This is a genomic window from Streptococcus jiangjianxini (assembly GCF_040225085.1).
Classification (GTDB): domain Bacteria; phylum Bacillota; class Bacilli; order Lactobacillales; family Streptococcaceae; genus Streptococcus; species Streptococcus jiangjianxini.
Window position 1 is genome coordinate 147,305 of the sequence record NZ_JBEHGL010000002.1, and the last position, 22,420, is coordinate 169,724.

19 protein-coding genes and 1 other annotated feature are annotated in these 22,420 nt (G+C 39.5%); all 19 genes read right to left on the bottom strand.

Annotation, left to right across the window (positions count from 1 at the left end; translation table 11 throughout):
* Positions 1-432: 432 nt before the first annotated feature.
* Entirely contained in the window at positions 433-3,612 is a 3,180-nt protein-coding gene (carB, locus tag ABP870_RS01845) for a carbamoyl-phosphate synthase large subunit (RefSeq protein ID WP_350013796.1), read from the bottom strand.
* A 312-nt stretch (positions 3,613-3,924) separates the two neighbouring features.
* The gene (locus ABP870_RS01850; RefSeq protein WP_350013797.1) at positions 3,925-5,010 is read right to left on the bottom strand and encodes a carbamoyl phosphate synthase small subunit; all 1,086 of its coding nucleotides are present in this window, start codon (positions 5,008-5,010) and stop codon (positions 3,925-3,927) included.
* 34 nt (positions 5,011-5,044) lie between these two features.
* On the bottom strand, positions 5,045-5,962 hold the full coding sequence (locus ABP870_RS01855; RefSeq protein WP_350013798.1) for an aspartate carbamoyltransferase catalytic subunit: 918 nt from the start codon (positions 5,960-5,962) through the stop codon (positions 5,045-5,047).
* A gap of 169 nt (positions 5,963-6,131) precedes the next feature.
* Positions 6,132-6,653, bottom strand: coding sequence for a bifunctional pyr operon transcriptional regulator/uracil phosphoribosyltransferase PyrR (gene pyrR / locus ABP870_RS01860; RefSeq protein ID WP_062709060.1), 522 nt, complete (start codon positions 6,651-6,653; stop codon positions 6,132-6,134).
* A gap of 186 nt (positions 6,654-6,839) precedes the next feature.
* Positions 6,840-7,736 (bottom strand): RluA family pseudouridine synthase, encoded by an 897-nt coding sequence (locus tag ABP870_RS01865; protein WP_350013799.1) that lies wholly within the window; start codon positions 7,734-7,736, stop codon positions 6,840-6,842.
* On the bottom strand, positions 7,696-8,181 hold the full coding sequence (lspA, locus tag ABP870_RS01870) for a signal peptidase II (protein ID WP_350013800.1): 486 nt from the start codon (positions 8,179-8,181) through the stop codon (positions 7,696-7,698). Before lspA ends, ABP870_RS01865 begins: the two co-directional genes overlap by 41 nt.
* 11 nt (positions 8,182-8,192) lie before the next feature.
* Positions 8,193-9,098, bottom strand: a complete 906-nt coding sequence (locus ABP870_RS01875; protein ID WP_350013801.1) for a LysR family transcriptional regulator — start codon at positions 9,096-9,098, stop codon at positions 8,193-8,195.
* Positions 9,099-9,176: 78 nt separating this feature from the next.
* On the bottom strand, positions 9,177-9,761 hold the full coding sequence (locus ABP870_RS01880; protein WP_350013802.1) for an MptD family putative ECF transporter S component: 585 nt from the start codon (positions 9,759-9,761) through the stop codon (positions 9,177-9,179).
* A 717-nt stretch (positions 9,762-10,478) separates the two neighbouring features.
* Positions 10,479-10,772, bottom strand: coding sequence for a 50S ribosomal protein L27 (gene rpmA, locus ABP870_RS01885; RefSeq protein ID WP_350013803.1), 294 nt, complete (start codon positions 10,770-10,772; stop codon positions 10,479-10,481).
* A 20-nt stretch (positions 10,773-10,792) separates the two neighbouring features.
* Positions 10,793-11,128 (bottom strand): ribosomal-processing cysteine protease Prp, encoded by a 336-nt coding sequence (locus ABP870_RS01890; protein WP_350013804.1) that lies wholly within the window; start codon positions 11,126-11,128, stop codon positions 10,793-10,795.
* Positions 11,129-11,133: 5 nt separating this feature from the next.
* Positions 11,134-11,448, bottom strand: a complete 315-nt coding sequence (gene rplU, locus ABP870_RS01895; protein WP_062709086.1) for a 50S ribosomal protein L21 — start codon at positions 11,446-11,448, stop codon at positions 11,134-11,136.
* Between the two features lie 34 nt (positions 11,449-11,482).
* Positions 11,483-11,556 (bottom strand) — a sequence feature (ribosomal protein L21 leader region).
* A gap of 743 nt (positions 11,557-12,299) precedes the next feature.
* A complete protein-coding gene (locus tag ABP870_RS01900; protein ID WP_350013805.1) occupies positions 12,300-13,475 on the bottom strand; it encodes a CapA family protein in 1,176 nt (391 codons plus the stop codon).
* Between the two features lie 166 nt (positions 13,476-13,641).
* Positions 13,642-13,818, bottom strand: a complete 177-nt coding sequence (rpsU, locus tag ABP870_RS01905; protein WP_002884573.1) for a 30S ribosomal protein S21 — start codon at positions 13,816-13,818, stop codon at positions 13,642-13,644.
* Between the two features lie 83 nt (positions 13,819-13,901).
* Positions 13,902-14,483: a uracil-DNA glycosylase family protein gene (locus tag ABP870_RS01910; RefSeq protein ID WP_350013806.1), complete on the bottom strand. Its 582-nt coding sequence runs from the start codon at positions 14,481-14,483 to the stop codon at positions 13,902-13,904.
* Between the two features lie 241 nt (positions 14,484-14,724).
* Positions 14,725-15,456, bottom strand: coding sequence for a GDSL-type esterase/lipase family protein (locus ABP870_RS01915; RefSeq protein WP_350013807.1), 732 nt, complete (start codon positions 15,454-15,456; stop codon positions 14,725-14,727).
* Positions 15,457-15,937: 481 nt separating this feature from the next.
* On the bottom strand, positions 15,938-17,686 hold the full coding sequence (locus tag ABP870_RS01920) for an ABC transporter ATP-binding protein (RefSeq protein WP_350013808.1): 1,749 nt from the start codon (positions 17,684-17,686) through the stop codon (positions 15,938-15,940).
* The gene (locus ABP870_RS01925) at positions 17,676-19,436 is read right to left on the bottom strand and encodes an ABC transporter ATP-binding protein (RefSeq protein ID WP_405054634.1); all 1,761 of its coding nucleotides are present in this window, start codon (positions 19,434-19,436) and stop codon (positions 17,676-17,678) included. Before ABP870_RS01925 ends, ABP870_RS01920 begins: the two co-directional genes overlap by 11 nt.
* 41 nt (positions 19,437-19,477) lie before the next feature.
* On the bottom strand, positions 19,478-19,921 hold the full coding sequence (locus tag ABP870_RS01930) for a MarR family winged helix-turn-helix transcriptional regulator (protein WP_350013810.1): 444 nt from the start codon (positions 19,919-19,921) through the stop codon (positions 19,478-19,480).
* A gap of 945 nt (positions 19,922-20,866) precedes the next feature.
* Positions 20,867-22,075 (bottom strand): DegT/DnrJ/EryC1/StrS family aminotransferase, encoded by a 1,209-nt coding sequence (locus ABP870_RS01935; protein WP_350013811.1) that lies wholly within the window; start codon positions 22,073-22,075, stop codon positions 20,867-20,869.
* Positions 22,076-22,420: the final 345 nt, after the last annotated feature.

The following is a 22,420-nucleotide window of genomic DNA, read 5'->3' on the forward strand; positions in this document are numbered from 1 at the left end:
AGATAAACAGCCTTTTTTAGTTTTATCGGATCTGTTATCCACCCTAGTTTCTCGTTTCTTATCTCATTTATCTAGAACACTTGAGAACACACAGTCATACACAATAAAAATCAAAATTAACATTTATTCCATTTTCTTAGGTGATTCAGGCACAAACTACAGATTTTTTATTGCTGTCCATTTCATTCACTGAAACAGCCTTTTATTTGACTCACTTAGACTGCTCTATTTTATAGCAAAAAGACATCCTATAGACAAAATAGCTATTTTTGAAATTAAATGAGTATCACCTGTTTCAAACTGAGAACAAAATAAGCAGAACTAAAAAGCTCTGCTCACTATTGTAACATTTAGATTATTTTCTCCATGTGATACCAACTCCAAACATATGGTTAACGGTTCCATGTACTAGATACCACAGGTCCTAACGCCCTATATGGCCTCAGTTCTAAAACCGCGGCTTTCTAACACTTTTAGCATAGCATCTGCCGTGTCAAGTGCCGTAAATAGCGGGACCCCCTGCTCGATGGCTGACCTTCGAATCATCTGCCCATCTTTGTCCGCCGTGCGTTTTGTTCCAACAGTATTAACAATCGCTTGTACCTTACCAGAACGAACTAAAGCTGGAATATCTTGGTTTTGATTTTCACCTATCTTATTAACTAAGCGGACGTCAAGACCATTGTTACTCAAATAATCTGCTGTTCCTTGAGTAGCAAAAATACTATAACCAATAGCCGCAAAACGTTGCGCCAACCCCAGAGCCTCTTCTTTACTATCATCAGCGATGGTAAAGACAACATTTCCGTATTCTGCTAAGTGGAAAGATGAGGCTTCAAAAGCTTTATAAAGTGCCTTTTCAAGGGTAGCATCTGATCCCATAATCTCCCCAGTTGACTTCATCTCGGGTCCTAGTAGACTATCAACTTTAGCTAATTTACTAAAAGAAAAGACTGGCGCCTTAACATGAACTTGAGAAGATTCTGGATAGAGCCCATCTTTATAACCTAGGTCTGCTAAGTTTTCTCCTAATATCAACCTTGTTGCGACTTGTGCCATTGGAATATTAGTTACTTTTGAGAGAAAAGGAACCGTACGACTGGCACGTGGATTAACTTCAATGACATAGACAGTCTCATCATCGATAACAAACTGGATGTTCATCATTCCGATACAATTCAAACCAATAGCCAAACGTTTAGTGTAATCAACAATCGTTTCCTGAACTGGCTTCGAGAGAGTTTGTGGCGGATAAACAGCCATGGAATCACCCGAGTGAACGCCTGCTCTTTCGATATGTTCCATAATTCCTGGAATCAGAACATCTGTTCCGTCGGAAATGGCATCCACTTCACATTCTTGCCCAACAATGTATGAATCAACAAGTACAGGATGATCAGGACTAGCTTTGACAGCTGTTCTCATGTAGGAGCGCAGATCATCTTCATTTTCCACAATTTCCATAGCACGCCCACCTAAAACATAGGATGGACGGACTAAGACAGGAAAGCCGATCTGACGAGCAGCCTCAATAGCCTCTTCCTCATTGGTTACCGTGTTCCCTGGTGGTTGTGGAATACCTAGTTCTTTGAGAGCTTTTTCAAACAAATCCCTATCTTCAGCGCGATCCAAATCTTCCACCTGTGTTCCTAAAATGGTCACACCAGCCTCAGACAAACGTTCTGCAAGGTTAATGGCTGTCTGTCCACCGAACTGCACAACTACCCCTTTAGGCGCTTCCAAATCAATGACATTCATAACATCTTCAAAGGTTAATGGCTCAAAGTAAAGTTTATCCGATACGGAGAAATCCGTCGAAACTGTCTCAGGATTAGAATTCATGATAATGGCTTCGTAGCCAGCTGCCTGAATGGCCTTAACAGAGTGGACAGTGGCATAGTCGAATTCAACACCTTGACCAATCCTAATAGGACCAGAACCAAGAACCAGAACCGACTCTTTTTTAGTAGGCACAGATTCATTTTCAAAAGCATAGGTTGAATAGAAATAAGGAGTGCTAGACTCAAACTCTGCCGCACAGGTATCAACCATTTTGTAAACCGGTAAAAGGTTATTAGCCAGGCGAATCTCACGAATCTCCTCTTCACGCATGCCCCAGAGTTCAGCAATCTTGCGATCTGCAAAACCATAACGCTTAACTTCTTTTAAAAGAGTTAAATCACCAACTTTAAGTGATAATGCTTGTTCTAATTCGTAGATATGGAGCAGCTTATCCAAAAAGAAAATATCAATTTTAGTGAGATCAGCCATCTCTTCAATGGAAATCCCTCGACGAATAGCTTCCGAAATATAAAAGAGACGGTCATCTTGCGCTTTGACGATTTTCTCGAAAAGCTGATCGTCGCTAGCCTCAAATAATTCTGGCATATCATTATGGTAAACGCCAATTTCTAAAGAACGGCAGGCTTTAAGCAGTGCTTCCTCAATATTGCGACCGATCGCCATAACCTCACCAGTTGCCTTCATTTGGGTTCCTAGACGGCGTTCACCATGCTCAAATTTATCAAATGGAAAACGGGGTATCTTTGCAACTACATAGTCCAAGGCTGGTTCAAACATAGCATAGGTTGAACCTGTTACGGGATTAACCATCTCATCCAGAGTCAAGCCAACCGCGATTTTAGCCGCTAATTTGGCAATGGGATAGCCAGTTGCTTTAGAAGCAAGAGCTGAGGAACGTGATACACGAGGATTCACCTCAATAACATAGTACTTAAAACTATGGGGGTCAAGAGCTAGTTGAACATTACATCCACCCTCAATTTTAAGAGCACGAATGATTTTCAAACTGGCATCGCGCAACATCTGGTTTTCAATATCAGAAAGGGTCTGAGTCGGCGCAAAAACAATAGAGTCACCTGTATGAATACCAACAGGATCAACATTTTCCATGTTGCAAACAACTAAGGCATTGTCAGCGCCATCTCGCATGACTTCGTACTCAATTTCTTTGAAACCAGAGATAGAGCGCTCAATAAGACACTGGGTTACGGGTGATAATTTAAGGCCATTTTTGGTAACATCCCGAAGCTCCTTCTCATTAGAACAAATCCCTCCGCCTGTTCCACCGAGGGTAAAGGCGGGGCGAACGATGACAGGGTAACCAATTGCATGAGCAAATTCAAGTGCTTCTTCTACTGTTTCGACAATTTCAGATTCTGGAATCGGTTGATCCAATTCTTCCATCAATTGTTTAAACAAGTCACGGTCTTCTGCCTGGTCAATGGCTGACAGTTTAGTTCCTAAAAGTTCAACACCAAGCTCCTCCAGGACGCCTGCTTTCGATAGTTCCATAGCCATGTTGAGGCCTGTTTGACCACCGAGAGTTGGCAAAAGAGCATCTGGTCTCTCTTTTCGTAAGATACGAGAGACAAATTCAAGTGTTAACGGTTCAATATAAACCTTATCCGCAATTTCTTTGTCTGTCATAATAGTCGCAGGATTAGAGTTGACCAAAACAACACTATACCCCTCTTCCTTCAAGGCAAGACAAGCTTGCGTACCAGCATAATCAAACTCAGCAGCTTGACCGATAATGATGGGACCAGACCCAATCACCATAATTTTTTTGATATCTTTTCTTTTTGGCATCTTATTATCCTTCAGTTGTTTCTATCTCTCAGCATAGCATTAAATGGCAGTAAGTCAGAAATGAACCATCTCGTTTATATCGCCTCGTCAGGAAAATCAGGTTAGTCATCAAATCCCAGATGTCTATGACGATTTCAGTTCTTTAATGATAGTTCCGACGCTATTGTTCATTGATACAATTAATTCCTGACTTAATCCCTTCACACTAAGAACCAGATTTGGTCAGGAATTAATTTAGAATCCTTTAAGGTCAGACCGATTTCTCAGATCCGTGGCTTTGCATCCTATTAAATCACTTGCTTTTTGACACACTCAGTGATCTTGTTCAGCCTGATAAGCGTCTATCATTTCTAAAAAGTCATCAAAAAGATAGTCAGCATCGTGCGGACCCGGCGCAGCATCAGGGTGGAACTGAACTGAAAAGGCAGGAAAATCTCTGTGACGAACGCCTTCAACCGACTGATCATTAATGTCTTCATGAGTAACCATCAGGCAATCAGGTAAGGTTTCTCGCTTGACCGCATAACCATGGTTTTGGCTGGTAAAATCAATACGACCTGAAGCAATTTCGCGAACGGCATGATTAAATCCACGATGCCCAAAGGTCATTTTATAAGTCTCAGCGCCATTTGCCAAAGCAAATAGTTGATGCCCCATACAAATACCGAAAATGGGGATCTTACCTTGTATGCCTTGAATCATTTCTATAGCATGTGGTACATCTGTTGGATTACCAGGACCATTTGAAAGCATGACACCATCAGGATTAAGCCCTAAAATCTGTTCAGCAGTTGTATCGTGAGGCACTACTGTCACATTAGCTCTGCGTTTTGACAGTTCTCTTAAAATGGAATGTTTGAGCCCAAAATCAACCAAGACGATGCTCTTTCCAACCCCTGGTGCTGGGTAAGCCGTTTTTGTCGATACTTGTTCTATATTATTAGTCGGCAAAACCGTCGCTCGTAGCTGATCTTTCAAATGCTCAACACTGTCGCCATCATCTGCCATAGTAGCTTTCATCGTACCATGTTGGCGAATAATTTTGGTTAAAGCTCTCGTGTCAATACCAGAAATACCAGGAATATTCTTAGCTTTCAAAAACTCATCCAGAGACATCTGATGACGCCAATTACTTGCTCGACGAGCATACTCAGAAACAACAACTCCTTTGCAGGTTGGACTGATGGATTCATAATCGTCACGATTAATCCCGTAATTTCCCACTAAGGGATAGGTAAAGGTTAAAATTTGACCATTATAAGATTGGTCCGTGATGGATTCTTGATAACCAGTCATCCCAGTATTGAAGACAATTTCACCTGTCACATCAATATCAGCACCAAAGGCCTGACCTTCAAAAAGAGTACCATCTTCTAAAATTAAGAGACGTTTTCCCATATTTCTCCCTTCGTCAAATCCTCTCAGGGACTTATTAACGCTTTTTCTTGCGACCATTTAAAACAGCTTCCAAGATGGCCATACGCACAAAGACACCATTGGACATTTGCTTAACAATGCGCGATTTGTCTGCTTCTACGAGAGCATCAGCAATTTCCACATCGCGATTAACAGGCGCCGGATGCATGACAATAGCTGATGATTTCAAATCTTGATAGCGTTCTTGGGTCAATCCGAACAGCTGGTGGTAGGCTTCTTTTGAGAAAGATGTCTGACCATCATGGCGTTCGTGTTGAACCCGTAAGAGCATCAACACATCAAGGTCTGGCACAATCTCATCAAGCCCTACATGTTGACCATAAGCGTCAAACTCTTGAGAGTACCACTCCTTAGGACCTGCAAAAGTAACCTCAGCGCCTAATCGGGTTAACATTTGCATGTTGGACTTAGCTACTCGAGAGTGTGTGATGTCACCAGCTATGCAGACTTTCAAGCCATCAAAACAACCAAATTCTTCGTAAATGGTCATCAAGTCCAGCAAACACTGACTAGGATGTTGTCCCGAACCATCACCGCCATTAACAATAGAAACTGTCATGGTTGGGCTCTCAATAATCTCTTTATAGTACTCTACCGCAGGATGGCGAACAACACAGATATCAACACCTAGAGCGTCCATGGTTAAAATAGTATCGTAAAGGGTCTCTCCCTTAGTAACGGAACTGGTGTCAGCATTGAAATCGATGACTTCCAAACCAAGCTTCTTCTCAGCCACTTCAAACGATTTGTGGGTTCGAGTGGAATTTTCAAAAAAGAGATTGGCAACAAAGGTTTGACTATCCAATTCAAAATTGGCTTGACCTTTCTTAAATAACAATGCTCTTTCCAAAAGTGCCATAACTTGTTCTGCTGACAAGTCTTCCATACTTACCAAATGTTGTAAACTCAGCATTTCCTCAACCTAATCTAATACCTTTTTATTCTAGCAATGACAACATGTCATTGATTTCCTTCAGACTCTACTATTAGAAAATCAAAAGTAAGCAATGCTGATTGACACCATAAAGGCACGAGTAACACCCAAAATTCTAACGGAAGCTCCTTTTGATTTTCAATGATGGCTAGCTTGGATCTACAATGCTAACACTGTCACGTCCATCGACTTCTGTAACTTCAACGACAATTTCTTCCACGCTTGATGTTGGGATATTTTTACCAACATAATCCGCGCGAATGGGCAATTCACGGTGACCACGATCGATAAGGACAGCCAAACTAACACGCGCTGGGCGACCGATACTAACCAGGTTATCAATGGCTGCACGAATCGTACGTCCTGTATAAAGAACGTCATCAACCAAGATAAGATCCTTATCAGTGATGTCAACAGGCATTTGTGTCGTATCTTCTTCGACTTTCATATCATCACGGAAAGGCTTGATATCTAGTTCTCCGAGAGGGATTTCCAACCCTTCCAATTGTTGCAAACGTTCTTGAATGCGGCGAGCCAAATGAACACCACGTGTTTTAATACCTGCTAAAACAATATTATCAAGATTCTTATTGCGCTCAATAATTTCATAGGTAATACGGGTAACGGCGCGTTTCATGGTTACTTCATCAACAATTTCTTTGGTTTTCATGGTAAACAACCAGCCTTTCTAATCTACAAAAAAATCTCCCTGATAACTCAAGGAGATAGCAAATAAGGTACAGTTATCCTGTACTTTTTTCTGGCCTCCTTGCCTGCCTCACGGGACAGGATTAAAGGATTATTTGGTTAATTTATTCTAGCAAAAAGCAACTCTTAAAGCAAGCTAAAATAAAAACTATTTCATTTTTTGACGCAATTTTTGCAATGTGTCCTGAAAAATCTCTGGTAGTTCAGCTTCAAACGTTACCAATTCACCTGTTTTGGGATGTGTAAAACCAAGTGTTTTAGCATGAAGAAATTGGCCTTTTCCAGCCAAGGTTTTACGAGGACCATAAGTGACGTCACCAGCAATCGGATGCCCAATGTAGGCCATATGAACACGGATTTGATGGGTACGACCTGTCTCTAGCTGTAAGGCAACCAGCGTATAATCACCAAATCGCTCTAACACATGGAAACGCGTTAAAGCCGGCTTTCCTTTTGCAGTGACAGCTTGCTTCTTACGGTCCTTGTCTGAACGTCCAATAGGCGCCTCAATGACGCCGCGATCATTGGGGAGATTGCCGTGAACGAGAGCCACATACTGACGCAAGGATTTTTTCGCCTTAAGTTCCTCAGCCAAAGCTTGGTGGGTCTGATCATTTTTAGCAATCATCAAAAGTCCTGACGTATCCTTATCAATACGATGAACTATCCCTGGTCGAACGACTCCATTGATAGATGATAAATCTTTGATATGATACATAAGTGCATTAACCAAGGTACCAGACGAATGCCCAGCTGAAGGGTGAACAACCATGCCTTGCGGTTTATTAACCACAGCAACATCTTCATCTTGATAAATAATGTCCAGGGCAATATCTTCAGCTGCATACTCTAAAACATCTGCTTTAGGCATTTCATAGCTGATAACATCCCCTTCTTTGACCGCGTATTTCGCCTTGGCCGTCTGACCATTGACCAAAATAATACCTGCTTTAATATCTTCATTAGCTTTTTGACGGGACAACTCAGTTAAGTCTGCCACTGCCTTATCTAGACGAATTCCCGCCTCTTTTATAATTACTTCCATCTTCCTCTTTCCATAAGGCAATCATCAAAATGATAACCCCAACTGTTAAATAAGAATCCGCCACATTAAAAATAGCAAAATCCATAAAATCCAAATGCACCATATCCACAACATAACCAAGCCTAACTCGGTCAATAAAATTACCTACCCCACCAGCTATGATTAACAGTAATCCTGTTAAAAACCAAGGAGAACCCTTGATCATTTTATTGGCATAGTAAACAGATACTCCAATGACAACAAAGGTAACAAGAGCAAAGAACCATTGTTGATCTTGCAGAATAGAGAAGGCCGCCCCCCTATTTTTCAAATAAGTCAAACTAAAGATACCCGGTAAAAAAGGTCTGACTTGACCTAGTGGAATGTGATCAACGATCCAAAATTTACTTAATTGATCTAAAACGATCAATACTAATACTAACCCACTAAAAAGAATTTTCCGCATACGATCTCCTATTATGGCTTATACTTGTCAAAATAAGCGATCATCACCTTGATAAAGGAAAGAGCTTGCGGACTTAAATTAGCATCCTTGCGCTTGACGTAAACCATTTTGTTGACTAAATTATCTTCTAAAGGAACCACAGTAATACCATTTACGCTACGACTATCTAAAAAACCTGAGCCTGTCGCATAAGCATTCGTTCGCTCCAAAATACCATTCAAAGTCGCGCGATCAGTCACATAATACATGACGGTACTATCAGATGTATCAACAAGATTTTCGGAATAGTACAGATACTCATCTTTTTCTTGCGCAAATTTTACCGTTGGCAAACCTACCAAATCGTCCATTTGAAGCGTTTCTTTTGCAGCTAAAGGGTGACTTTTTGACAAGTAGATATGGGTTCTAAAGGAAATCAAATCGACTGATTCCAATCCCAGTTTTTCCATACGACGAAACAATCCACTCTCGTTTTGATGATTCATGTAAATGATACCAATTTGACTAAATCCTTTAGAAACCTCATCTAGGATTTGAATGGTCGTAGATTCAAAAATACGAAAGTCTTTGAGTTCAGGATAAGTCTGCGAAAATTCCGTCATCAAAGGTGGGAGAAAATCATAATGTTGACTTGCAATTGAAAACTGGGTATCTTCTTCCTCAGGCTGGACAAAGTGTTTTTCAAAAGAATCAAAACTTTTGACAACTTCCAGAGATTTTTCATAAAAGGTCATCCCTTGAGCTGTTAAAACCGCTCCAGTCGTTGTTCTCGTAAAAATTTGAAAACCTAGTTCAGTCTCCAAATCTTTAATAGCCACCGACAAACTGGGTTGACTGACATAAAGTTTACTGGCAGCTTCACGAAATGTTCCGCTATTAGCGATGGCAACAACATAACGTAATTGTTGGATGTTCATCAACAGAACCCCTTTCTTCGAATTCACTCTCTCTATTATACAAAAAAACCATACGAAAAACGTATGATTACTACTTTTTTAGCTTTTCTTTTTAAAATGGCTAACTCGAAGCGTTTTCCCAAGCCAAATCCCAATCACTGCACCTAGAAAGGTCAATGTCCAGAAAAAGAGAATGATTTGCCAATCTTGAGCTACCATAACACGATTTACATAAGCCATATCCTTACCACGCTCTAAAAGCATGTTCTCATAAGCCTTAGGCGCCAACCACATAAATAGGATAGGACCTGTCGTGGTTAAGGAGAAGAAAATGAACGATAATTTATTCTTCCAATCATTTTGGTACTGACCTGACATGGCAACTCCATCTGCTAGCAAAGCAAAGAGCCAGTATGGTAGAATAGTCGCCCAAAAATGCCCTGAAGTTAAGAAAAAGAAGGATACTAATCCAGAGGTTAACGTAATAAAGCCAAAGAATGGTTTCTTAAGTAAGTACTGGAAATATAAGACTCCTGAGAAAATCGCCGAAAAAGCAGGCGCATAGAACATATTGCCATTACGGTCGAAAATAGCATTAAACAAAACACCAAGGCCTAGACACAAAAAATAGAGAATAGCGCCTATTACGATACGTTTAAGGTTAAAAGATACTGTTTTTGACATGACTTTTCCTTTCATTTTTTGTTATTTTAACATAAAAGCCTAAAAATGAATAGTTAACCTCAGAGTAAAACGTGTCACACCCATAACACTTTTGTTATCGATTAGCAAGATCCCATGAGAAGATGACAACACTGGCTCTATTTCGAATAATCAAATCGTATAAAATGGCTCTTGCTCTTGAAAAGACCGCCAGTCTGCTCCTTTAGAAGTACTATTACTTTCCATCGCTCGCTTACTCATCTTTCTTTTCGATAAAATCCTGTAACCACAAGCTGACAGGCTGTTTTTCAAGTTCTCTCACTTACCTTAATATCATTCATTCTGCTGTAACTGCAACCAGAATATGCTTAATCAGCTAAATACCTAACCAATCATTAATCATTAGTTTTTGTAGATGTTATTAGCCTTTGGTCAGTCAGTGACAAGTTTATATTCTTATGTTAAAGGCATTCATAGCAGTATATTAATAGCAAGACTATCTTTTTATACCTTACCACCGAAAGTCATCTACTTCCTACTACTTTTTTAGTCATGGAAAACTAAAGCCACGAAAATATCTATACTACCATGGATATCTACGCTCCCGTCACTCAAAAAGCCAAAATTGAATTCGCCGACAAGTTTGCTTACTACATCAGTTTTTAAAATTTAGGTACCAAAACAAAAAAAGAGGCTTTCCGAAAACTCGGAAAGCCTTTCGTGATGCTATTTCTAGACTTATTTTGCGATTGGGTAAACAGATACTTGTTTTCTATCGCGTCCTTTACGTTCAAAGCGTACAACACCTTCAACTTTTGCAAAAAGTGTATCATCTCCACCACGACCTACGTTAACACCTGGATAGATGTGAGTTCCGCGTTGACGGTAAAGGATTGAACCACCTGAAACAGTTTGTCCATCAGCAGCTTTAGCACCAAGGCGTTTAGCTTCTGAATCGCGTCCGTTTGATGTAGAACCCCCACCTTTTTTGTGGGCGAAAAGTTGCAAGTTAGCAAGATTCATGTTTAACATAATGTTTGTCCTCTCTTTGTTTAATTGGTAATGACTTTTGTTGTAACAAACTCTTGAGAGTTTTCCGCTAAACTAGTCATACCTAGGAGAAATGATTCAAATAATAATTGAACTTTCTCATCCTTAAGGTCAGTTAAATCAGATAAAGTTATCTTCATATAACCGCCATCAATCTCATCAATTGTTACATCTGCTGTACAGTCAGTTAGAACTTCTATGGAATTAACAAGGTTAATCGATAGGGTTGAAACGGCTGCACAAACGATATCATAACCAAATTCACCACTTCCAGCATGTCCTGTTATTTCAACACTAACAAGACGCTGATTTGTACGAATAAAGGTCGCCTGAATCATAAAGATTAAGCGTTGATAGCGTCGATAACAACTTTAGTATAAGGTTGACGGTGACCTTGTTTACGGTGGCTACCTTTTTTAGGTTTGTATTTGTAAGAAACAACTTTCTTTTGTTTACCTTGTTTTTCGATAGTACCAACGACTGTAGCTCCTTCAACAACTGGAGTACCGACTTTAGTAGTTTCACCACCAACAAGAACAACTTCGTTAAAAGTCACTTCTGCGCCAGCTTCAGCGTCAATTTTTTCAACGTAGATAGCTTGACCTACTTCAACTTTAACTTGTTTACCACCAGTTTTGATGATTGCATATGTGCTCATGATGCACCTCCTATAAAAAATTTTGCTGAGGTTTCCCTCTGTGAAGACTCGCCTAGATTGCGAGGCACGAAGCCTACTTAAACAATGTTCGCGCGGTTGCACAGGATGTGCATTTAGTCAACATTCATATATTATCACAAGAGAGTTATGAAATCAAGGATTTTACTGTTTTTTTATTTTTTTTAACATCATATCCAAACTCAAAAAATGACTGATTTTCCAAAATAAGATTTCAATTGATTATTTAACATCAACAGTTAATGAAGAAGAAGATTTTCTAGGGGTACCTTATCCTTTTGCTATCAGTGTGGTCCGCTTAATATCTTCTATCTCGTTTAGTCTGCCTATTCAATTGATTACCTGAGTTTAACATCAATGGCTTTTCCTATTTAGCCTAATTTTAGAAATAGCACAATAAGAAAACAATTGTAGATGACTGCAACTAAGCTACACACATTTGCCTTCATAAATCCTCACTTTCGATCGATTCCTTACTTCATAAGGCATTACAAACGTTACAATGATACGTCTCAAAACGTCTACCCAAAATCGGTAATGTTGTTTATACACTTTGTAGCACCTTATCAACAATTCTCAAAATAAGGCTTTATTTTCATATGCTATTTTGAAACTATAATCAAATAAAAAATAAGACAATAGTCAATCATCGACTACTGTCTAACACATATCGTCTATCAAAAAAACTAACATACTTAACGAACGGTAGAAAAGAGTTGTGTGAGGCATTTCCCTTAATTAGCCAAATACCCAATAATACTGTTCTTTCTTAACAACTATTTTTCATGATAACAGAGGTTAGATTGCTAGACTTTGTGACAGAGCAGAACTACTTACCATTTTAAATTCACATGTTGATTCATTTCTTGATAAGCTGTATCAACTTTATCCTGTAAGTCGCTATTGATTTTCTGACGATATTTACCGCCTTTAATAAAATCTTCCAGCACCATCACACGATAATCATATAAGCCATAACCTTCTGGTGCAAATCTGCCAGTTGGTTTTGCGTCAACTAGAGTAGGGTGAGCTTTCACTGTTTTGATGATCGTTTTTGAACCAGATTTTTCAAAAGTCACATCCATGAGTAAACCTCTCTCTGGCCACTTATCTTCCATAATTTCTGCTTGTTGGTTTGAAATAAAGTTTCCCATAGAATAGATAATGAATTTCTTCTGACCGTCTTTTTTAATCGTTTCCGCTGGTTCCACCACATGCGGATGACCTCCCAAAATAACATCTGCTCCCCATTCGACCATCTGACGATAGAGTTTTTTCTGTCCATCGGTAGGTGTCAATCGATATTCTTCCCCCATTTGAGGCATAACGATCGTGACGTCTGCCTTTTTTTCGGCTGCTTTCAATTCTGACTTGATCTCATCGCGATCAAGATCTGACATATGGCGATTATATTCTTCTGCTGTCAGATTAGCATCCATGCCGTTATAACCATAAGAATAAGCTAAAATGGCGATCTTAATCCCATTCACATTCTTGATGAGCACCTCTTCTTTCGAGCGATTTTTCTCGTATACCCCAACCGCATCTATCCCTAGTTTATTAAAGGTTTTCTTAGTATTTAGGGCGCCCTCTAAACCAGAATCAAGGATATGGTTATGGGCCAAATCCACCACATCATACCCTGTATTTTTTAAGGTTTGAGCAATGCTCTCAGGGGCATTAAATAAGGGATAGCCTGACAAAGGATAATCCGGAGAAATAGTCCCTTCAAAATCTCCAATAGCCAAGTCAGCACTGGAGATTCTGTCCTTAACATAGGTAAAGTAATCGTCAAAATCGTAAGACCCATCGCTTTTTAAGGCACTAGCATAGAGGACATTATGAATGAGAATGTCTCCATTGGCAAGAACACGCGCTCTTTTGACCTTTTCGTCTTTCATTGGATCTGGCTTTGCCAAAGCATGATAGCCATCAAACAATCCTGCAAAAAGCAAGGACAGAGCAATAAAAGCCAGACAAGCTTTCTTAATCACCGTTAACTGTTTCATCAAGTTATCCTCCTATAGATAGTATACCATAAGAAGCCAATGAATAGATAGCGGTTTCACTGTATCCTTTTTGAGGGATAAATTAACTTGAGTAAAACTGAAAAGTAACACTTTTTTCTGAGAACGCAAAAACCACTCCGAAAGGAGTGGTTAAATCTAACATCAATTAGAATTTTTTACGTTTGCGAGCTGCTTCTGATTTACGTTTACGTTTTACAGATGGTTTTTCATAGTGTTCACGTTTACGTGCCTCTTGAAGAGTACCAGCTTTAGTCACAGAACGTTTGAAACGACGAAGAGCATCATCGAGTGATTCATTTTTACGTACGACTGTTTTTGACATTGATTTCACCTCCTCAAGATAAGATACCATTTACACGGTCTTAATTATTATACTTTAAAGTGATTATCTTGGCAAGATTTTTATCAATTTTTTCCAAAAATTATTGTCAAACGGGTTTGTAAGTCTGGCAAGAGATCTTCTGTAAACCAGGGATTTTTGCTTAGCCAGATATTATTTCGGGGTGACGGGTGAGGCAAAGGAAGATAATCAGGTAAATAATCTTGATAGGCCGCCACGCGGTCTGTTAAAGCCTTTCTATCGTCTAAATAATAGTCCTGCGCTGCTTTGCCTACCAGTAAGGTTAATTGGATATCAGGCATTTCTTTCAATAATTGAGGGTGCCACTTATCTGCTTGCCCTTTACGAGGTGGCAGGTCACCCGATTTCCCCTTGCCAGGAAAATAGAAATCCATGGGTAAAATCGCTATCTGACCCGACTGATAAAAGAACGCTTTATCAACTCCTAACCATTCTCTCAATCGGTCACCGCTTGGATCTTGAAAAAGCATCTGCTTATTTTGAGCCTTAATTCCCGGCGCCTGCCCAATAATCAGAACTTTTGCTTTTGAACTCACTTGGTAGAGCGGTTCAATTTCAGAATCAGTGTAGGATTGGTTATCCTTGTCCGCTTTAATGGCTTTATAAATACTAGTCTTTGACATCATCTTACTCCTCTACTTTTATGGACAGAGGAACTACAATCCAGCGATTAGTTCCCCTTTCACAAGGCCTCCAAGGAAGTCATCAAAAGGATGACCATCCACATGCGACTTGTTTTTAAAGATTCTTACGCCTTCAACGCCTAATCAACTCGTTCTCTAGTCCTAGCTTATCACAATGTTCCATAAGCGACTAAAAATTATCCCAAAGATCACTCAACATCCCTCAAAACGATAACTAAGATAACTAACTCGTTTTCTTCTTAGTATCAACCGCATTTAATGATGTTTGTTGAAGAATAGCATCTACCATCTCCAGATTACCAGCTAGATTAGGGTGTAACTGGTCTGGAAAATATTCTGGATGTTTTTCAGTTCCCTGATATTGATCAATAACCGATACACCAGCCTCCTTGGCTATTTCAGGAATGAGTTTCCTCAATTGACCATCTACCACTCTATTATTAGGAAAAGTGGGTTGCGGATGTTCGAAGAAAACACGGGGTGGGATCATAAGGTAAATTTTGGGGTGACTCTCTAAAGCTTGGTAACGTTTAATAGCTGCTAGGTATTCTTTTTTGAAACGCTGAGGTTGCCAGTAAACATCTCTAGAGTCATTCGTTCCCAACATAATAATGACAATATCAGGAGTCACCTGAAACGATTTCTTTGCTAAAGGCTCTTTAAAGTAGGGCTTAGCAGTATTGGATAACAGGGTTCTGCCACTTAGACCAAAGTTAATGACGTGATACTTTTTACCCAAGGCTTGCTGAAGAAGAGCAGGGTAAGATTCTGTCTCTCGTGTCGAGGCGACACCTGCTCCATAAGTAATACTATCTCCAACAGCAGCTATGGTGATTTTATTCGCCTTGGTCGAGGTATCTCTGGACGCCATCAACTGTGAAAGACTATAAATTCCCATGAGAATCACGACGAAATAGAGTAATCTATCAAACCATTTCTTATGCTGTTTGGTCATTGATACCTCCTTATATTATATTTAGTGCGATCAGCTACTGCCAAAGCGCAAGCCACACACTTAGAATAAGCCATTGTGGATTAGTTTATCGCCTCCAATCGCTTGACGATTCCTGAAAAGGCTCTGACCACAGCTTTTAGTTTCAATTGATAATGCGTTTGATAGTGAACATACGTCTTATCTCGTGTAAGGTAATGAGGCAAAAAATTTGTGGATAACCAACTAAAATACTTGAGCTCGTTTTTGAAAAACGGACATTTTTCGAGGGCTTTTTGGCGTCCTCCAAAACCATACAAATTGACACAACAATTATGTCAGACGAAACGATTGACTTTTTCTGATAGTGTGTCTTTCAGAATCTTCCTCCATTATCTGATATTTTAAATGAAATTTCAAAGAAAATCATTATCAATTCTTGGAAACATAAGAAAAGCTGGTCTCTCAATCCCAGCTTTTCTCATTATAAGATTCAAAACAGTTCTTAAGCCTTCTCAAATTGAGAGTTATACAGGTCAGCATAGAAACCACTTTCGGCCATCAAGGCATCATGATCGCCCTGTTCGATGATGCTTCCATCTTTCATGACTAAGATTAAGTCGGCGTTACGGATGGTTGATAGACGGTGGGCAATGATGAAAGAGGTCCTACCTTCCATGAGTTTGTCCATAGCTTTTTGAATCAACTCTTCCGTGCGAGTATCAACAGATGATGTGGCTTCATCTAGAATCAAAAGCGGTGCGTTTTTCAAAAGAGCACGCGCAATAGTCAAAAGTTGTTTCTGACCGACAGATAAGCTCAGACTATCGTCTAAGATGCTATCATAACCTTTGGGAAGGGTCATGATAAAGTGATGAATGCCAACAGCCTTAGCTGCTTCAACCACTTGCTCGTCTGTTATATGCTCTTGATTGTAAATCAAATTCTCCTTAATGGTTCCTTCAAATAACCAAGTATCCTGCAAGACCATTGAAAAGGCATCGTGAACTTCTTCTCGTCTCATATCTTGGACATTAACTTGGTCAATTCGAATACTACCACTATTGGTTTCGTAAAAACGCATAAGTAAGTTAACAATCGTTGTCTTACCGGCACCTGTTGGACCAACGATAGCAACCTTTTGACCTGGTGTTGCTCGTGCTGAGAAATCAGTAATAACAGTTTTGTCTTTGGTATAACCAAACGTCACCTGATCAAAGTCAACATAGCCCTTTACCTGTGATAGTTGCTGACTTTTATTAGTTTCGTCTTCCATTTCTGGAGCATTAAGAAATTCGAAGATTCGCCCCATCGTTGCAGACACAGTTTGCATTTGAGTGGCCCCTTGAGCTATTTGACCAAGAGGTTGTGAGAAGATACGAACATAGGTCATAAAGGCTACGATTGTTCCCATAGTGATATCGCCATTAATCACTAATCTAGCACCAACTAGACAGACCATAACATAACCAAAGTTACCGATAAACTGCATCATAGGCATCATAATTCCAGAGAAAAATTGCGATTGCCACATACTGCTATAAAGGTTTTGATTGAGTTGATCAAAGGCTGTCTTAGCTTGTTTCCTAGCATTGTAAGAAATGACAAGATTGTGACCAGTGTAGATTTCTTCAACGTAACCATTAACAACGGCAAGATTATCTTGCTGACGTCTAAAGAGTGGCTGACTTTTCATCATGATGACCATGCTAAGCAAAAAGCCCACCAAAACTGATCCGATAGCTGTCCCAGCCATGATACCATTGGTTTTAAACATCATGATAATAGACCCAATCAAAAGGACACTAGCTGAAACTAGTGTGGTCAAACTCTGGTTAAGCGCTTGAGTCATATTGTCTACATCATTAGTCACACGAGACAAGGTATCTCCTTGTGAATGACTATCAAAGTAAGACAGAGGCACACGGTTGATTTTATCAGCAATAGCTGTACGCATACGCTTTGAGAAATGCTGGATTATAGTTGCAATGATAAAACTAGCTGAATAAGACAAAATGGCGCCACCACCATATAATAGTGCTAACTGGAAACCAATATCTTTGATTTTAGCTATATCAACTTTACCAGTAATTCCACTAGTAATCACATCGGTGATTTCTTTTAACTTATCAGGCCCTATAACAGTAATAACGCTTGAACATACGGTAAATATGATAGCTAGTCCAAAAGCCAAACGGAATCCCTTTAAAAAAGGAAGAGACTGGTTGATTAACGATTTTTTCTTAATTGTCACCTTTCAATTCCTCCTTTGATAATTGTGAATAAGCAATTTCTTGATAAACGACATTGTTTGCCAAAAGATCCTGATGACTGCCTTGACCAACAACTTTACCTTGGTCTAGAACCAAAATCTGGTCAGCATCCATAATGGTCGAAACCCTTTGCGCCACAATGAGCTTAGTTACCTGACTAGTCTTCTCACTCAAGGCTTGACGTAGAATGCGGTCAGTCTTATAGTCAAGCGCTGAGAAAGAGTCATCAAAAATCAAGATTTCTGGCTTACGGGCAAGCGCACGCGCAATAGCTAAACGTTGACGCTGTCCTCCAGAAAAATTAGTTCCACCTTGCGCCACTTCTGTTTCAAGCCCTTCTTCTTTGCTTTGAACAAACTCTTTAGCTTGTGCCAATTCAAGCGCATCCCATATAGCAGCATCATCAAGTTGAGCCTGCCTGCTCTCACCAAAGGTCATGTTAGAGCGAATAGTACCACTAAAAAGAACTGCTTTCTGCGGGATATATCCTATCTTATCATTCAAATCTTCGTGACTATAATCCTTAATATCAATCCCGTCGATTAAAATCTGACCAGCTGTCACATCGTAAAAGCGTGGCAGGAGGTTAACTAAAGTTGTTTTACCAGAACCTGTTGAACCAATAAAGGCAATGGTTTGACCAGTGCTAGCTTTGAACGAAACATTCTCAATAACAGCATCTGAATCTTCGGTGTATTTAAAACTGACATTTCGGTATTCAACCTCACCTTTTGTGTCTGCCTTAACAGTTGATTTTTTGTTAAAACTAACACTTGGCTCTAGGGATAGAACCTCTTCAATACGACCTGCTGAAACCAAGGCACGCGGCAAGATAATAAAGATAGCAACCATCATCATGAAGCCCATAACAACTTGCATGGCATAGGAAGAAAAAACAACCATATCACTAAAGACAGTGATACGATCTTGAACACTAGCGATAGCCGCAGCTCGTGAGGTCATCTTGATGACAATATCATCGATCATTTGAGCCCCAATCCAATAGATAGCCAAAGTCAATCCACTTGATACCACCGTCATAACTGGATTCATAAGAGCAAACAATCGACTTACAAAAAGATTCAAGCGCGTTAGGGCCTCATTTTGGACTGAAAATTTAGCATCTTGGTAGTCTTCAGCATTATAGGCACGAAGGACACGAATCCCCGATAGAATTTCCCGCATGGTGGCATTTAGCCCGTCGGTGTATCGTTGTACTTTTTGAAGACGCGGAAAAGCAAAAATCAAGAGTGTTGCTAATAATAGCATAACTACAGCAACTGCAATGACAACAGACCATGTCCACTCGCTGCTTTTACCCCAAATTTTCGTCAAAGCCCAGACAGCCATGATTGGGCCACGTGTCACCACTTGCATCCCCATTGTGATGAGGATTTGCAGCTGTGTTAAGTCATTAGTTGTCCGTGTTAACAGACTTGGTACGGAGAATTGTTTAATTTCTGCATCTGAATAATCCATGACCTGATTAAAAATATCAGAGCGTAGGCGTGTCGTAAAACTGGCTGCCGTACGAGCAGCTAGAAAGCCAACACAGACCGCCATCATAAAACTCCCAAGTGACAAAGCAAGCATCTTCCAGCCTGGCTCCATAATATCGGAAGTGGTCGTTCCTTTCTCTTGAAGTAATTTGGTAATGTCTGACATGTAAGACGGCGTTGCGATATCCATCCAGACCGCCAAACAAATAAAAACGGTAGATAAGGCAATCATCGACCATTCTTTGCCGTTTAAACGTTTAAATAATATGGGCACTAGTCTTTCTCCTTAAACTGCTTCAGATTTTGCGTCAATTGACCTAATACTTTTTCGACAACTCTCCAATCATCTGGCTCGATGTCAATAAATAACTCACTCATTAACTCTCTATGAAAATGCTCTAGAGGCTCAATTTTTGATGCCCCTTTTTGTGTCAAGACCAAGCGCTTATAGCGTTTATCTTCTGTCGATGTTTCCAATTGTAAATAACCATTTTTTTCCATCCGTTTAACAAGGTTACTAGCGACAGACTTTGAGATATGCAGACATTGTTCGATATCCTTTACATAAACATCTCTCCCTTGATGTTTAAAAAGATAGTATAGGGCTCTCCCTTGCGGACCCTTTAGGTGCTCAATATCATGTTTTTGAGCAATATCGCCGGCAGCTTGTTCTAAATCAGAAATAATTTCCTTCAATGCATGTAACGGGTTTTTCATAAACTTTCCTTTCTAAGCTAGAATTCCTGATAAGTTATTATAGTTCTCTTGAGAACTATAGTCAAGGATAAAACACCTTTTTCTGACAATTTAACCAACCCAATGCTTTTTGGGGATACCCTCACTGTACCAGATCAAGCTAGACAGAAAAAAAACATTCATCTTACGCTCAGATAAACACTACATCTATCTTAAAATCACTAACGTCAACGACCACTACTTGTCACACCGTAATCAAACATGTGATGAAAGAATCACAACACCAAAAACACTGCGTATGTAAAGAAAATGCATGTAGCTATTTTCCAGCCACACGCATTTTGAAACTATTTTTGATGACATTTATATAACAGCATGTCTTATCTCTCATTTTCCAGGACACGACAACACATGTTCTACCTAGAAACTAGCAACTTCAACGAAAAAAATCGTTTTTTTAAAACGACATTTTCTTCATACCTTGGCCATGCACCAAGAAAGTGTAAAAATATTGATCATTCCTTTTAAGTCTCATTCAAACTTAAAATTTTGAGCATGATAGGGATCGATTCGGATCCCACACCTCTATACAGTAATATTTCAGAATAACATTTCGAAAGCAAGCTTAAATATAGCCAATAATGTCAGGACTAAACCTTGATTCCTTTGACTTCTTCAACATGACATCATCCAAAAGAATTCGGTAAACCAACTCCGAGAAATTTTTATTTCCCTTTATGCTGGTTTGACAAATGGATATCTCCTGAACCTTAATTTTGAATCATCCTCAGCATTATAGCCAGAACCATCTGTATTCTTAAGGCAGAGCACACAAGCAATCAAGAGGGATCGTTAACTATTTCAAACAGCGAATATCTTATACTAATCACTCTTATCGCTACAAGAAGGACAATCAGCCAAACATTAATATGAGACTGTGACATAGAAACAACTTTTAGCTATAACTTAATGATTAGCAACTTCTCTCACAATGTTTAAAAATTCCGCTGCGACATAGTCTACCTGAACATCTGTCAGCTTTGTATGAAGAGGTAGCGTAATCGTATTGGAATAGTAAGCTGCTGCATTAGGAAAATCAGCCATATCAAATCCCTTGTGACTATAAGCCGAAAATAAAGGCAAGGGTTTGTAATGCACATTGCAGGCTATGCCTTTTTCCGCCATTTTTTGGATAATAAGATCTCTCTGATTTTGATCAATCCCTTGGATATGCGTGATGTAAAGATGCTTTGAAGATTCATAATCATCGCTAAAGTGCTCCAAAACCCGAATGCGTGAGCCCTCAAAGGCAGCATTATAGCGAGATACAATCTCAGAGCGCCGCTTTTGCATCTTTTCATAACGTCGTAACTGTACCAGGCCAATAGAAGCCATAATATCAGTCATATTAAACTTATAACCCGGCAAAACAATATCGTATTCCCATGGACTAGGCTGACTCTTGGTTGGCAACTCTCTTGTTTGCCCATTTAAAGCATAAATTTGAAACTGTTTGTAGATAGACTCACTAACCACACCATTTGTTGCTTTCCAGGTAACAACTCCACCTTCTGCAGTTGTTAAATTCTTAACAGCTTGAAATGAAAATACTGTAAAATCAGCAACATTACTAATATCGACTCCTTTATACTTAGCCCCAAAAGCATGAGCGCCATCAGATAAAATCAAGGGTCTATGGTAGATTTCTTGTAGAAAAGTTTTGGCTCTAAATAGATCTGCTTTGCGATTAACAATAGCTTTAATACGGTCATAATCACAAGGAATTCCTGCCAATTCGACTGGAATGATCACTTTTGTTTTCTCAGTAATGGCTTGCTCTAAAGCATCATAATCCATCTCAAAATGATCAGCCTGAACATCAATCATCACAGGCTTTGCACCAACGTGCTCAATCACACTGCAAGAAGCTGTATAAGTAACGGCAGGGATAATAACCTCATCGCCCGGTCCAATCCCAAATATCCTTAAAACCAACTCCAACCCAGCAGTTGCAGAATTTAAACAAACGGCACCAGCTGCTCCCGTATAGTGTTTGATTTCCTGTTCTAAACGTTTTGTCTTAGGTCCTGTTGTAATCCACCCTGAACGCAGGGTATCAACTACTTCAGCAATTTCCTCCTCTGTAATATCAGGAGATGAAAAAGGTACCATCATTTGCATGTTTCATAACTCTCTCTTTCTCTCATTTTTATCAAACTAATCCCTTACCATTCTTGTCATATTTGTCTAAGCTAAAAACCATCACTAAAACATTTTGGCCTTATTCACCCAGACATTCAACTAATCTCCTACTCCTGTTTTTGTGCAAAGAACACCATTTTTTTAAAATCGTCGACTACTAAACCCAAAACCTGATCAAGGCCCGCATAAATCTCTATAAAGAAGGGCAACTTAAGCCTACGAATAAAACTGTTGTCCTAGACTCGATCATCAATCTTTCCTTACTCATAAAGTCATTCGTTGTGTCATTTCTAACCTCTCACGTCCAGAAAAAGGGAA